General features: G+C 47.2%; 12 protein-coding genes and 1 pseudogene. 11 read left to right on the top strand and 2 right to left on the bottom strand.

What is annotated here, in order from left to right; translation table 11 throughout:
* The first annotated feature begins 35 nt into the window (after positions 1 to 35).
* The 8 genes and pseudogenes from FEK50_RS14250 to FEK50_RS14215 all read left to right on the top strand — a co-directional run bounded on the left by FEK50_RS14250 (position 36) and on the right by FEK50_RS14215 (position 7,769).
* Entirely contained in the window at positions 36 to 2,627 is a 2,592-nt protein-coding gene (locus tag FEK50_RS14250) for a fimbrial biogenesis usher protein (protein WP_165488998.1), read from the top strand.
* Positions 2,627 to 3,190, top strand: a complete 564-nt coding sequence (locus tag FEK50_RS14245) for a fimbrial protein (protein ID WP_130209029.1) — start codon at positions 2,627 to 2,629, stop codon at positions 3,188 to 3,190. Before FEK50_RS14250 ends, FEK50_RS14245 begins: the two co-directional genes overlap by 1 nt.
* A 7-nt stretch (positions 3,191 to 3,197) precedes the next feature.
* Positions 3,198 to 3,722, top strand: coding sequence for a fimbrial protein (locus FEK50_RS14240; RefSeq protein WP_130209027.1), 525 nt, complete (start codon positions 3,198 to 3,200; stop codon positions 3,720 to 3,722).
* Positions 3,688 to 4,464 carry a molecular chaperone gene (locus FEK50_RS14235; RefSeq protein ID WP_131161849.1) on the top strand — a complete coding sequence of 259 codons (777 nt, stop codon included), beginning with the start codon at positions 3,688 to 3,690 and terminating at the stop codon, positions 4,462 to 4,464. The genes FEK50_RS14240 and FEK50_RS14235 overlap by 35 nt, the downstream gene beginning before the upstream one ends.
* 13 nt (positions 4,465 to 4,477) lie before the next feature.
* On the top strand, positions 4,478 to 5,608 hold the full coding sequence (locus tag FEK50_RS14230; protein ID WP_171025404.1) for a fimbrial protein: 1,131 nt from the start codon (positions 4,478 to 4,480) through the stop codon (positions 5,606 to 5,608).
* A 130-nt stretch (positions 5,609 to 5,738) separates the two neighbouring features.
* Positions 5,739 to 6,716, top strand: a complete 978-nt coding sequence (locus tag FEK50_RS14225) for a PstS family phosphate ABC transporter substrate-binding protein (RefSeq protein WP_131161848.1) — start codon at positions 5,739 to 5,741, stop codon at positions 6,714 to 6,716.
* A gap of 104 nt (positions 6,717 to 6,820) precedes the next feature.
* Positions 6,821 to 7,167 (top strand): annotated as a pseudogene (locus tag FEK50_RS14220) (hypothetical protein).
* Between the two features lie 2 nt (positions 7,168 to 7,169).
* Positions 7,170 to 7,769, top strand: coding sequence for a hypothetical protein (locus FEK50_RS14215; protein WP_131161847.1), 600 nt, complete (start codon positions 7,170 to 7,172; stop codon positions 7,767 to 7,769).
* A 57-nt stretch (positions 7,770 to 7,826) separates the two neighbouring features.
* On the opposite strand, the gene glpD is transcribed toward FEK50_RS14215, so the two are convergent.
* Positions 7,827 to 9,332 (bottom strand): glycerol-3-phosphate dehydrogenase, encoded by a 1,506-nt coding sequence (glpD, locus tag FEK50_RS14210; RefSeq protein WP_131161846.1) that lies wholly within the window; start codon positions 9,330 to 9,332, stop codon positions 7,827 to 7,829.
* Between the two features lie 189 nt (positions 9,333 to 9,521).
* Between glpD and glpE the strand changes: the two genes are divergently transcribed.
* Genes glpE through FEK50_RS14195 form a run of 3 tightly spaced genes read left to right on the top strand, consistent with a single transcriptional unit; the run spans position 9,522 to position 11,498 of the window.
* Positions 9,522 to 9,848 carry a thiosulfate sulfurtransferase GlpE gene (glpE, locus tag FEK50_RS14205; RefSeq protein WP_130221378.1) on the top strand — a complete coding sequence of 109 codons (327 nt, stop codon included), beginning with the start codon at positions 9,522 to 9,524 and terminating at the stop codon, positions 9,846 to 9,848.
* Between the two features lie 44 nt (positions 9,849 to 9,892).
* Positions 9,893 to 10,723: a rhomboid family intramembrane serine protease GlpG gene (glpG, locus tag FEK50_RS14200; RefSeq protein WP_130221379.1), complete on the top strand. Its 831-nt coding sequence runs from the start codon at positions 9,893 to 9,895 to the stop codon at positions 10,721 to 10,723.
* A gap of 16 nt (positions 10,724 to 10,739) precedes the next feature.
* Positions 10,740 to 11,498 (top strand): DeoR/GlpR family transcriptional regulator, encoded by a 759-nt coding sequence (locus FEK50_RS14195; RefSeq protein WP_130209015.1) that lies wholly within the window; start codon positions 10,740 to 10,742, stop codon positions 11,496 to 11,498.
* Here FEK50_RS14195 and rtcR read toward each other — a convergent pair.
* A complete protein-coding gene (rtcR, locus tag FEK50_RS14190; protein ID WP_131161845.1) occupies positions 11,480 to 13,078 on the bottom strand; it encodes a DNA-binding transcriptional regulator RtcR in 1,599 nt (532 codons plus the stop codon). The genes FEK50_RS14195 and rtcR overlap by 19 nt on opposite strands.
* Positions 13,079 to 13,155 lie beyond the last annotated feature (77 nt).

Genomic DNA, 13,155 nt, shown 5'->3' with positions numbered 1-13,155 from the left:
AAGATTAAAACGTTAAAGCAACTCAGGTCAGGGATATGAACCTAAAGCTCAGAAAACTCGAACACTGGATGGCAAGGAAAAAGCAGATGAGGCTGTGTATACCGCTTCTCCTGACACTTTTGCCTACGTGTTCAGTGGCGGGTATGCGCTTTAATCCTGCCTTTTTGTCGGGTGATACAGAAGCTGTTGCTGATTTATCTCGTTTTGAGAAAGGGATGACGTATCTGCCAGGTAGCTATGAGGTTGAAATATGGGTCAATGATTCGCCTTTGACATCACGTAAGGTTACTTTCAAAGCTGATGAGCAGAATCAGTTGATTCCCTGTTTTTCGCTCGATGAGTTAGTTACTTTAGGAATTAACAAAAGTGCATTGCCGGAGCAGGCGCAAGCAGAGGGAAATCATTGTCTCGATTTACGTATATGGTTTGCTGAAGTTCAATATACTCCTGAACTGGATGCGCAACGACTCAAACTGACCTTCCCGCAGGCAATATTAAAGCATGAAGCACGTGGTTATATCCCACCTGAGGAATGGGATAATGGTATCCCGGCTGTTCTTATTAATTATGACTTTTCTGGTAACAGCGATCGTGGAGACTATGCGTCTGATAGTTATTATTTAAATCTTCGTTCAGGTTTAAATTTAGGTGCGTGGCGTTTTCGTGATTATTCTACATGGAGTCGTTCAGGTAATTCTCCGGGTAAAATTGCACATGTGAGTAGTACGTTACAACGGGTAATTATTCCGTTCAAAAGTGAATTAACACTGGGTGATACCTGGTCTTCATCAGATGTTTTCGACAGCGTGAGTATTCGCGGTGCTAAACTTGAGTCCGACGAAAACATGCTGCCGGATAGCCAAAGTGGCTTTGCCCCTACTGTGCGCGGCATTGCTAAAAGTAATGCTCAGGTAACGATTAAACAAAATGGTTATGTTATTTATCAGACCTATACTCCCCCTGGGCCTTTTGAAATCAACGATCTGAACCCTACGTCTTCCGCAGGGGATTTGGAAGTTACGATCAAAGAGTCTGATAATTCCGAAACTATCTATACTATTCCTTACGCCGCTGTACCCATCCTTCAACGCGAAGGACATATAAAATATTCTGCGACGGCCGGTAAATATCGTAGTAATAGCTATAATCAAAATAATCCGAATATCTTTCAAGGCGATGTGATTTGGGGGTTACCCTGGGATATTACCGCCTATGGAGGGATACAATACTCTAATAATTATCGGGCAATAGCACTCGGGCTTGGGTTCAACCTTGGTATGTTTGGTGCGACCTCATTTGATTTGACGCAAGCCAATAGCACACTTGCTGATGGCAGTAAACATCAAGGGCAATCGTACCGTTTTCTATACTCAAAATCGTTAGTGCAAACAGGTACAGCTTTTCAGATTATTGGTTATCGCTACTCGACGGAGGGATTTTATTCGTTGAGTGATACCACATACAAACAAATGTCAGGTACGGTTATCGATCCTGATACCCTTAATGAAAAAGACTATGTTTATAACTGGAATGATTTTTATAATTTACGTTATAACAAAAAAGGAAAATTTCAGGCAAATATATCGCAACCATTGGGCGAATATGGCTCTATGTATTTGGCAGCGAGTCAACAAACTTACTGGAATACGAATAATAAAGATACCTTATACCAGGCTGGCTATAATACGAGTGTGCATGGGGTTTATTTAAACATTGCTTATAATTACAGCAAATCACCAGGTTCAGATGCGGACAGAATCTTATCCGTCAATATATCATTGCCGATCAGCAATTGGTTATCACCAGCAGTCGATGGGCGCACTGCGACAAATTCTATGACAGCGACCTATGGTTACAGTCAGGATAATAGCGGTCATGTGAATCAGTATGCTGGAGTATCTGGCTCACTGCTGGAACAACATAATCTCAACTATAATATTCAACAAAATTTTGCCAATCAGAATAATACCGGAAATGGCTCGGTAGGTTTAAATTACCGTGGTACTTATGGTTCACTAAATTCCGGATACAGCTACGATAATAATGGTAACCAGCAATTTAACTATGGTTTAAGTGGTGCCATGGTTGTTCACGAAAATGGTTTAACGCTAAGTCAGCCGTTAGGTGAAACAAATATACTGATAAAAGCACCTGGGGCAAACAATGTAAATGTGGAACGCGGAACGGGGGTTAAGACAGACTGGCGTGGCTATGCTGTCGTACCTTATGCCACGGAGTATCGGCGTAATAATATCTCTTTAGACCCTATGTCTATGAACATGCATACAGAATTAGATGCCACTAGCATGGAAGTGATACCCAGTAAAGGCGCTTTAGTTCGCGCTGAGTTTAATGCCCATGTCGGTATTCGTGCTTTATTTAATTTGAGCTATCGTAATAAACCAGTTCCATTTGGTGCGACGGCCAGTGTACCCACTGAGGGAACCACTCAGATTACAGGAATAGTGGGTGACAGTGGGCAGGTTTATCTCTCCGGTTTGCCTTTGCAAGGCATAATAAATATACAGTGGGGAGAAAGTTCTTATCAGCAATGTCAGGCAAGCTATCAATTACCGGAAAGTGAGCTAGATAATGCTATTAGCTATGCAAATCTGGAGTGCCGCTGATGAATATATTACAGAAATTTATTTTATTAATTTTCACTTCATTATCCATGATGGTGGTTTCATATAATGCACTGGCTAACGATACCGTAGTGGTCACATTTACAGGCCAGTTATTAGCAAAAACGTGTGATATTACAGCTGGAAGTAAAGACCAGCCAGTAAACATGGGAACTTATGACGTCAATGATTTTTTAAATGTGGGAGATGTTTCTGGTAGCCGTACATTTACAATAAATCTGGAAGGGTGTCCAACGACAACCAGTACTGTTTATAGTTCAGGAGTTAGTGCTAATGTGCGGTTTAGCGGGGATACAGATGCTATCAATACCACCTTATTACGCCTTACTTCCAGTGCAGATAGTGCAACTGGAGTGGGCGTCGAAATTTTAGATAGCAATGATAAAATTATAGCAATTAATGGTGAGTCAGGCTTCCGGGAATTAGTTTTAGATAATAATGGCGATGCCAGTTTGGCCTTTAAACTCCGCTATAAGTCAACTCAGCAAAACGTACATGCGGGGCAGGCGAATGCACTGTTGTACTTTGATATAGACTATCAGTGAGGATAATATGACGCGCTATTGGAATTTAATTGCTCTGTTATTCTCCGTGATATCAATACCATCCATTGCTGATGATACAACGCATGCAGGTATTGTACGTATAGAAGGAATAATAACGGCAAAGACTTGTATTGTTGCCGATGAGTCTAAAAATTTCACGGTTAACATGCCTGATGTTCCCAGTTATAGGGTTAAAAATTCAGGGGATATCACTGAAAAAATTGACTTCTCTATAAAATTAACCCGATGTGGCAGTGATGTCAGTAATGCCAATATCAAATTTGATGGAGCATCAGTGAGTGAAGATACCACTCTGTATAAACTGGAAGAGGGATCTGTTGAGGGGTTAGCACTGGCTATTTATGATAACAACAAACAAAGTATTAGTAATGGTATAAAAAGTACCAGTTATGCCCTTACGCCATTGGTAGATAATACATTGCATTTCTTTGCTGCTTATAAAGCGATAAAAAATGATGTACAACCAGGAGATGCGAATGCATCAGTTTCCTTTATCGTCACTTATGATTAATGTGCTGATATGCTTTTTAATATGTTGCGTAAATGCGCAAGCAGGGGTTGTCGTTGGCGGTACCCGTTTTGTTTACCCAGAAAAGCAGTCATCAATTTCGGTCGAGCTTAAAAATACTGCCAGTAAAGATATGCTGGTTAAAATTTCCGTGACACCTGATGATGGACGTCAGTTAAATGGGACAGTAGAATCTCAGCCTTTACTTCCAGATAAGGCATTTATTGCTACGCCACCATTATTGGTTCTTAAACAAGATAAAAATACCAAAATAAGAATTAATCGCGTAGGTGGTCAGTTACCTACAGATCGTGAGAGTTTATTTATACTGAATGTTGCTGCGTTACCTGCTCAGGAACAAGACTCACAGCTTAAGCACGAAAATCAACTCCAGGTAGCTGTACGCAACCGGATGAAAATATTTTATCGCCCGGAGGCGTTATCAGGTAATCCACTTAACGCTTATCAGCAGTTACGCTGGTCGCGAAGCAATGAGGCTGTCACTGTTTTTAATCCTACTCCCTGGTATGTGACACTCTATAATTTATCTATTGATGGTAAAAACATAAATGGTGGCATGGTCGCACCATTTAGCCATCGTCAACAGAATTGGTGTCAGGGGCAAGGATATTGCGAGATTAACTGGCAGACGTTGGATCTTTACAATAATGCTTTACCTGTATGGAGTGTGAAATTAAATGTTTTGCAAAATAATGCTATGGGTGCAGCAGCGATACATGGATAACTGGAGAGGCATGATGTTTACTTGTTTTTGGGGAAATATAAAAGCAATCTTTATATTTTCTATTCTTTTAATCAGTAATTTCTATAACATTGTGTATGCTGAAGATATGGGACGTGATCGCGCTTTTTGTTATCCTGGTTCTCCTGGTAATAACAGTACGCCAGCAGTATTTTCTTATAATTTTGGTACTATTACTGTCTCAGATGTCAATAATAACTCTCCTGGAACGGTATTACCAACGCAGAACTGGAAAATAGGGCGTTATAAGGCATATTGCAATTCTCTTGATGATTATGAAGTTTATTTTTCCGGTGTGTCTGGAATTGACCCGTCGGGAGCATCTGGTGATCATCAGGGGAGCGATATATTTATTCCTTTGACTCATGAAATATCTGTCTCGACACATATAAAACTCTATAATAAAAATGGCACAATGACAGATAAAACAGTACCTTTTGATAACTATAGCACCAATTATCCAGCAGACAGAAGTAAACCATCTGATTGGACCTCAGGAACAGAGGGATATATAAAAATCAGACTGGATAAAAAAATAATATCCGATGTCTCAATAAATAGTGTGCTACTAGTTTCTTTGTACGTTAGCCAGTTCCCAACTGAACATGGCCCCGTTCCTGTATTTAATGCTTATATTGGCAACTTAAATATTGAGGTTCCACAAGGCTGCACAATTAATGAGGGCACCAGTTTTACCGTTAATATGCCTGATGTCTGGGCTAGTGAGTTAAGTCGGGCTGGCGCTGGAGTGAAGCCAACAGGTATTTCTCCAGTTGCAACCACTATTCCGATCAATTGCACGAACAAAGATATTGATGCCGTAATGACGTTGGTTTTTGATGGCAATATTTCATCAACGAGAGATGTTAACGGTCGGCAAAGTATTCTTCAGGCGGAGGATAACCCAGACGTTGGCATTATGATTATGGATAGCCAACAGGAGTCCGTAGATTTGAACGCTCTTGCTACTCATGTTGGAGTACCATTTAAGTTAATAGAAAACCGGGCAGCATCCGCTCAGACGGCAGACGTGACTTTTCTGTCTCTCCCCGTCAGTACCACAGGGCGACTACCTGCCGCGGGGCGTTATAACGCCCTGGCTGTTTTACGGGTGGAATATCAGTGATATGTGAGTCAGTGCAGAAACGGATTAGCCCGCTTTTAGCCATCGGTAGGGCAGAGCCTGGTGGAAGATGTGGGATATGTGCCGATGTATCCAACAATGAAATAAAATTCGATGCAAAGGAATCAGCGCGATGAATAAATTCACAGGCGTTTTACTGTTAGGTGCAGTATTACTGGCGGGATGCGCCGACCGGGAAGGGTACTATAACAGCGTCAGGGAAGAAGAGAGCCATGGCCTGACGTCTCTGCGGGGAGAACCTGAATTACGCTACAGCGAAGATTGGACAAGATGGCCGAGAGTGTACGGTGCAACAGCTTTATACCCGCTGTATGCTTCTGCATATTATGAATTAGTGCCGGAGCCGAAAGATGCGGATCAAACTTCGCTGGCCTGGCAGGCGTATGGTTTACAGCAAACCCGAACAGCGGAAGCCTACGATAGTCTGATTAAATGTACTGCGACGGTTATTTTTGTCGCGCAACCGTCTGAAGGGCAGAAAAAACGTGCAGAAGAAGCGGGAGTTAAGCTGAAATATACCGCGTTTGCCCGCGAAGCCTTTGTCTTTATCGTTGATATCAAAAACCCGGTTAATTCACTTAGCGAACAGCAGGTCAAAGACATTTTTAGCGGTAAAGTGAGTCGCTGGAATAAAGTGGGTGGTGGTGACGACCGCATAAAAGTCTGGCAGCGGCCAGAAGATTCTGGAAGCCAAACGGTTATGAAGGGACTGGTTATGCAAGACACTCCAATGCTGCCAGCCAAAAAATCCACTGTTATTGATCTTATGGGCGGTTTAATTACCGAAGTCGCCGACTATCAAAACACACCATCTTCCATTGGATACACCTTCCACTATTACGTCACACGTATGAATGACAATATGCTCAAAATGCGCAAACAGATCAAACTGCTGGCTATAAACGGTGTTGCGCCTACAGAGGAAAATATCCGTAACGGCACTTATCCGTACATAATTGATGCTTATATGGTGACGCGTGAAAACCCCACGCCGGAGACGCAGAAATTCGTCGACTGGTTTTTAAGCCCGCAGGGGCAGCAATTGGTAGAGGATGTGGGATATGTGCCGCTGTATAAAACGCAACCTTAAAGCAGGAGAAATAATATGGATACTACTATTATTCGCCTGAACGCAGCAAATGTTCGTTTTATCTATCAACCGTTTACACGCGACCAGCGGGCGAGGGGATAATTATGCAACCCAGCCCCGCCATGCAGGCATTAATTGAGCAGATATATCACACCTTTCACCGTTATCCAGTGCCGAAGCAATGTGTGGTTTGTTGTGAATATTGCCTGAGTCAGCAGGAACAAATAGCAGCTTTGAGCAGGATGATGACGATAAAACTATTACCGCCCAAATCAATACCTGGGCTGACAACAAGCAATCCATCCTGAAAGAACGCGCGCGGCAAGCGATTGAAAACCCGCTTAAACAGCCTGAACAGGGCACACGATATCAGGTCTGGGAAGATGACTGGATGGTTGATGAGTGTTTATGCGCGATGTATGACGCATCATCCGAATCATCAGGACAATAAAGATGAATAAAATCAGACTTTATATTCCCCCGCTAATTCTCGGCTTTATTATTGTACCGTTGTTGATATGGCCGACGGTAGTTGCGCTGGCTGCTTCTGTTATAACGCTGAGTTTTCTGGGGGAGATACTGTTCTCTATCCCGCTCATGATCAGGCGTATTTCATTTCTGGAATTACAACTTTGGTTATCGGTCGAATATGCGCTTTTCTTCTGTGTAATGTGCTGCGTCGGTTGGCAATTTGCTCGCAGAACGCCACCTAAATTAAAAAGCAAACTGCATTGTTGGCTGGTATTTGCACCAGTTTATTTCTGGCTGCTCCTGTGGAATATCATTTTTTACGTCGCACCAGCGAAAATTGCGTTGCTGGAAAATATGCGCAGTTTCTTTCTGACAGTTGTCTGGCCCCCACTGAATTTTTCGCCATTTTGGCCCCAACCGTGGACTGGCTTTATCGGTCCGACAAGCGCCCAGCTTGGTTTTGCGTTGGGATATTACTGCCAGTGGCGTAGCAAAAATAGAAGCCAGGGGCGGATGTGGAGCGAGTGGGGAACGTGCCTTAGTTTTGTTACGTTGGGTATGATGGCGTGGGCTTTGCGGTAATTCCCTGAATCAAAAAGTAGGTCAGATTGAAATCTGACCTGGCCACCTTACGTTAGTTTACGACGCCAGCGACAACTTCTGCTGCGTATACTCCACCAGCCACTGACTCACACGAGACTGTTGTTCCGCATTCAGCCACATACCTTGTTTCGTGCGACGCCACAGGGCATCGTCGGCGCGACGGACCCATTCGTGATCCACCAAGTATTTCAGCTCCGCTTCGTAAAACTCATGACCGAAATCTTCCCCGAGGTCGCTTATCGCCCCCGCATTGCCGAGCAGCAGCTCGCTGTTGCTGCCGTAAGTGCGCGCGTAATGACGTGCCAGCGATTCCGTAATGAATGGATAGCGGCGGCGCAAGCGGGCGGCGTAGTCATCGCGGTCGCCTTCAATGGCACCACCCGGCAGCACGCTCTCTTTCGTCCACGCCGGGCCAATACCCTGATAATACGGCGTCAGTTTTTCCAGCGCATGTTCCGCCAGTTTGCGGTAGGTGGTCAGCTTACCGCCAAATACCGACAGCAGCGGTGCTTTGCCGTTTTCATCATGAATATCAAGGGTGTAATCACGGGTAATAGCCTGCGGCGAATCGGACTCGTCATCACACAGTGGGCGCACGCCGGAGTAGGTCCAGACGATATCGTTCCGGCTTAACTGCTTTTTAAAGTGCGTGTTATACACTTTCAGCAGGTAATTGATTTCACTCTCTTCAATCTTCACTGCTTTTGGATCGCCTTTGTACTCTACATCGGTAGTGCCGATGATGGAAAACTCGTCCATCCACGGGATCACAAAGACAATACGTTTATCTTCGTTTTGCAGAATGTAGGCTTGTTTTTGGGTATGCACGCGCGGCACCACAATATGGCTGCCTTTGATCAGGCGAATGCCATAAGGCGAGGGCAAATGCATGCCGTCGTCGAAGAACTGTTTCACCCACGGGCCAGTGGCGTTAACTAGGCCGCGCGCCTGCCATGTATATTTTTTGCCAGTATCAATATCTTCCGCTTCCACAATCCACAGGCCGTTTTCGCGGCGAGCAGAAGTGGCACGAGTACGAGTAAGCACTTCACCGCCTTTACGCACAACCATCTGGGCGTTGGCGAGTACCAGACGGGCGTCGTCAACCCAACAGTCGGAATATTCGAATCCGCGCTTAATTTCCGGTTTTAACACTGAATTTGCGCCAAAACGCAAACCGGTTGATCCTGGCAGGCTGGTGCGTTTGCCCAGATGATCGTACATGAACAGACCAATACGAATCATCCACGCCGGGCGCAGATGTGGGCGATGCGGCAGGCGAAAACGCATCGGGAAGGCGATATGCGGTGCCATTTTCAGTAGCACTTCACGTTCGGCCAGCGCCTCGCTGACCAGGCGGAATTCATAGTGCTCAAGGTAGCGCAGGCCACCGTGAATGAGTTTTGAACTGGCGGAGGAGGTCGCGCAAGCGAGATCCTGCGCCTCCAGCATCAGCACGGATAAACCGCGTCCAGCGGCGTCTGCCGCGATACCAGCACCATTGATGCCGCCCCCTATCACAATCAGATCTTTGGTTTCCATGCTGCCCTCATTCACTTTCGTTAAAGCTCATAAATGTTCGTTATCGAACATATTAGCAAAGAATCGCGCTTTAGGTAACATTGAAAAAACATTTTAGAGTGATATGTATAACATTATGGCGTTTATCTGCCGCTTCGACGTAAACTGTGCGGTAAATTTGCCCACTTGTTTGTAAAGAAAGAGAGACGCATGGATCAGTTCGAATGTATTAACGTTGCCGACGCGCACCAGAAGTTGCAGGAAAAAGAGGCGGTGCTGGTCGATATTCGCGATCCACAGAGTTTCGCAATGGGGCATGCGGCGCAGGCTTTCCATTTGACTAACGACACACTGGGCGCGTTTATGCGTGATAACGACTTCGATACGCCGGTGATGGTGATGTGTTACCACGGTAATAGCAGCAAAGGCGCGGCGCAGTATCTGCTGCAACAGGGCTACGATGTGGTCTATAGCATTGATGGCGGTTTTGAAGCCTGGCAACGTCAGTTTCCCACAGAGGTGGCGTACGGCGCGTAAGGCTTTATACTGTCCCCTTTTGTGTGGAATAAGCGACAGCAACAATGTTGATGATTACCTCTTTTGCTAACCCCCGCGTGGCGCAGGCGTTTGTCGATTACATGGCGACGCAGGGTGTTATCCTCACGATTCAACAACATAATCAAAGCGATGTCTGGCTGGCGGATGAATCCCAGGCTGAACGTGTGCGGGCGGAGCTGGCGCGTTTTCTCGAAAACCCGGCTGATCCGCGTTATCTCGCTGCCAGCTGGCAGGCGGGCCATACTGGCAGTGGCCTGCATTATCGCCGTTATCCTTTCTTTGCTGCCTTGCGTGAACGTGCAGGTCCGGTAACCTGGGTGATGATGATCGCCTGCGTGCTGGTGTTTATCGCCATGCAAATCCTTGGCGATCAGGACGTGATGCTATGGTTGGCCTGGCCATTCGATCCGACGCTGAAATTTGAGTTCTGGCGCTACTTCACCCATGCGTTAATGCATTTCTCACTAATGCATATCCTCTTTAACTTGCTCTGGTGGTGGTATCTCGGCGGTGCGGTGGAAAAACGCCTCGGCAGCGGTAAGCTAATTGTCATTACTCTCATTAGCGCCCTGTTAAGTGGCTATGTGCAGCAAAAATTCAGCGGGCCGTGGTTTGGCGGGCTTTCTGGCGTGGTGTATGCGCTGATGGGCTACGTCTGGCTACGTGGCGAACGCGATCCGCAAAGTGGCATTTACCTGCAACGTGGGTTAATCATCTTCGCGCTGATCTGGATTGTCGCCGGATGGTTTGATTTGTTTGGGATGTCGATGGCGAACGGAGCACACATCGCCGGGTTAGCCGTGGGTTTAGCGATGGCTTTTGTTGATTCGCTCAATGCGCGAAAACGAAAATAATTCCAGGGATTTATAAATGAAACAAACACAACGTCACAACGGTATTATCGAACTGGTTAAACAGCAGGGTTATGTCAGCACCGAAGAGCTGGTAGAACATTTCTCCGTCAGCCCGCAGACTATTCGCCGCGACCTCAACGAGCTGGCAGAGCAAAACCTGATCCTGCGCCATCATGGCGGTGCGGCGCTGCCTTCCAGTTCGGTTAACACGCCGTGGCACGATCGCAAGGCCACCCAGACCGAAGAAAAAGAGCGCATCGCCCGTAAAGTGGCGGAGCAAATCCCCAACGGCTCGACGCTGTTTATCGATATCGGCACCACGCCGGAAGCGGTGGCGCACGCGCTGCTCAATCACAGCAATTTGCGCATTGTCACCAACAATCTCAACGTTGCTAACACGTTGATGGTAAAAGAAGATTTTCGCATCATTCTCGCCGGAGGCGAATTACGCAGCCGCGATGGCGGGATCATTGGCGAAGCGACGCTCGATTTTATCTCTCAGTTCCGTCTGGACTTTGGCATTCTGGGGATCAGCGGCATCGATAGCGACGGCTCGCTGCTGGAGTTCGATTACCACGAAGTTCGCACCAAACGCGCCATTATTGAGAACTCGCGTCACGTTATGCTGGTTGTCGATCACTCGAAATTTGGCCGTAACGCGATGGTCAATATGGGCAGCATCAACATGGTTGATGCCGTCTACACCGACGCCCCGCCGCCAGCGGGCGTGATGCAGGTGCTGACGGACCATCATATTCAACTGGAGCTGTGCTGATCCTGCACGGCTTCCCACGTCAGACCAAAACGCGCCAGGTATTTGCGTAGCCGATCCGCGTCATTGACGCTGGCTTTGCCCTGGCGCGAAACATCAAAAAGCTGTCGTCCGGCAGCGGAAAGCGATTTTGCCTGGCGACAAACGGCGATAACGTTTTCCAGTTGCAGGCGGTCGAAGAGATCGATGTTCTCCACCTCTGCGCCTAACAACGTCGTAAGTGCCGAAGGGCGGCTCTCCTGCCTGTTATAGCGCAGGCGGTTTATCTCATCTTCAACCACTTCCAGAGTGATGCGTCCGCTAGTGGCAAAGGTTGCCATCCGCGTGACGCTGGCAGAAAGCTCGCGAAAGTTACCGCGCCATGTTGCCTGGGGAGATGTCGCAAAGGCCAGCCAGGCACGCCGCGCTTCGGTGTTAAAACGCACGCTGTCGCCGGTGAGCGCGGCGTGGCGCTCCACTTCATAATCCAGGTTCGGTTCAATATCTTCCTGGCGCTGGCGTAGACCCGGCAGGGTGAAGGTCCACAGATTGATCCGCGCGTACAGATCTTCGCGAAATTTGCCTTCGGCAACCAGCTGGCGCAAATCGCGCACCGTTCCGGCGATAAGCTGAAAATCACTGCTCACCTGGCGATCGCTGCCAAACGGGTAAAAGGTTTTCTCTTCAATGGCTTTCAGCAGCATTGCCTGTTCGTCTGCGCCCAGTTCGCCAATCTCATCGAGAAACAACATCCCGCCGTTGGCGCTACGTAGCAGCCCTTCCCGCGATTCCCGCGCCCCGGTAAACGCGCCTTTCACATGACCAAACAGCGTCGACATGGCGGTATCGCCGCGCAGGGTGGCGCAGTTCACCTCAACAAACGCGCCGCTAAACTGATGCCGCGCCTGTTTTAATTCAAAGATGCGTCGCGCCAGAAATGACTTACCTGCGCCAGTCGGGCCGTTAAGCAGAATTGGCGCGCGGGATTTAATCGCCACTTTTTCGATCTGCTCAATCATGCGGTTGAATTGGGGGTTACGCGTGGCAATGCCGGATTTGAGGAAATCGAGGGTTTGCTGGCGTTCTTCAGCAAAGCGGCTGGCGATGGCGTTATAACGGCTTAAATCGAGATCGATGATCGTCACTTCACCTGCGCCGCGCGGTTGTTCTTTTTTGCGCGGTGGTGAAGATTGTATCAGCCGGGCGGGCAGGTAACGCGCTTCCGCCAGCAGAAACCAGCAAATCTGCGCCACGTGGGTGCCGGTGGTGATGTGAATTAAATACTCTTCTTTATCAGGGCGAAACGCGTAGCCACGGGCAAAATCATGCAGGCAGGCGTAAACCTCTTCGAAATCCCACGGGTTATGCAGTTCAATCTCAACGCCCATTACTTCTGTTTCTGGCGAAATGCTGGTGATATCGCGTTTAAGCGTTTCAAACAGCGAGCGCGAGCGGGCATCGTGCAACAATTCCAGCCGATCGATGACCAACGATTCTTGCTGGCATAAACAGAGCGTCGGACGCCATTTTGACCAGCGCTGACTGCCGCGTCCGGCATAATCCAGGACGGTGCCGACAAAACCAAAAGCCACTGTTTTACGCATCTTAGATATCCTTATAAAAGACGATATTTCATTATCGGTAAATTGGCTTTGCGGAAAATCTCCGTTTACGGACGTAA

Origin of the sequence: Escherichia sp. E2586 (genome assembly GCF_005781105.1) — a bacterium.
Taxonomy (GTDB): Bacteria; Pseudomonadota; Gammaproteobacteria; order Enterobacterales; family Enterobacteriaceae; genus Escherichia.
This window is presented reverse-complemented; position numbering and strand designations above follow the sequence as displayed.

What these genes read in the sequence shown, in the direction of transcription:
- FEK50_RS14250 (WP_165488998.1), top strand. Translation starts at nt 36, where the DNA reads ATGAACCTAAAGCTCAGAAAACTCGAACACTGGATGGCAAGGAAAAAG.
- FEK50_RS14245 (WP_130209029.1), top strand. Translation starts at nt 2,627, where the DNA reads ATGAATATATTACAGAAATTTATTTTATTAATTTTCACTTCATTATCC.
- FEK50_RS14240 (WP_130209027.1), top strand. Translation starts at nt 3,198, where the DNA reads ATGACGCGCTATTGGAATTTAATTGCTCTGTTATTCTCCGTGATATCA.
- FEK50_RS14235 (WP_131161849.1), top strand. Translation starts at nt 3,688, where the DNA reads ATGCATCAGTTTCCTTTATCGTCACTTATGATTAATGTGCTGATATGC.
- FEK50_RS14230 (WP_171025404.1), top strand. Translation starts at nt 4,478, where the DNA reads ATGTTTACTTGTTTTTGGGGAAATATAAAAGCAATCTTTATATTTTCT.
- FEK50_RS14225 (WP_131161848.1), top strand. Translation starts at nt 5,739, where the DNA reads ATGAATAAATTCACAGGCGTTTTACTGTTAGGTGCAGTATTACTGGCG.
- FEK50_RS14215 (WP_131161847.1), top strand. Translation starts at nt 7,170, where the DNA reads ATGAATAAAATCAGACTTTATATTCCCCCGCTAATTCTCGGCTTTATT.
- glpD (WP_131161846.1), bottom strand. Translation starts at nt 9,332, where the DNA reads ATGGAAACCAAAGATCTGATTGTGATAGGGGGCGGCATCAATGGTGCT.
- glpE (WP_130221378.1), top strand. Translation starts at nt 9,522, where the DNA reads ATGGATCAGTTCGAATGTATTAACGTTGCCGACGCGCACCAGAAGTTG.
- glpG (WP_130221379.1), top strand. Translation starts at nt 9,893, where the DNA reads ATGTTGATGATTACCTCTTTTGCTAACCCCCGCGTGGCGCAGGCGTTT.
- FEK50_RS14195 (WP_130209015.1), top strand. Translation starts at nt 10,740, where the DNA reads ATGAAACAAACACAACGTCACAACGGTATTATCGAACTGGTTAAACAG.
- rtcR (WP_131161845.1), bottom strand. Translation starts at nt 13,078, where the DNA reads ATGCGTAAAACAGTGGCTTTTGGTTTTGTCGGCACCGTCCTGGATTAT.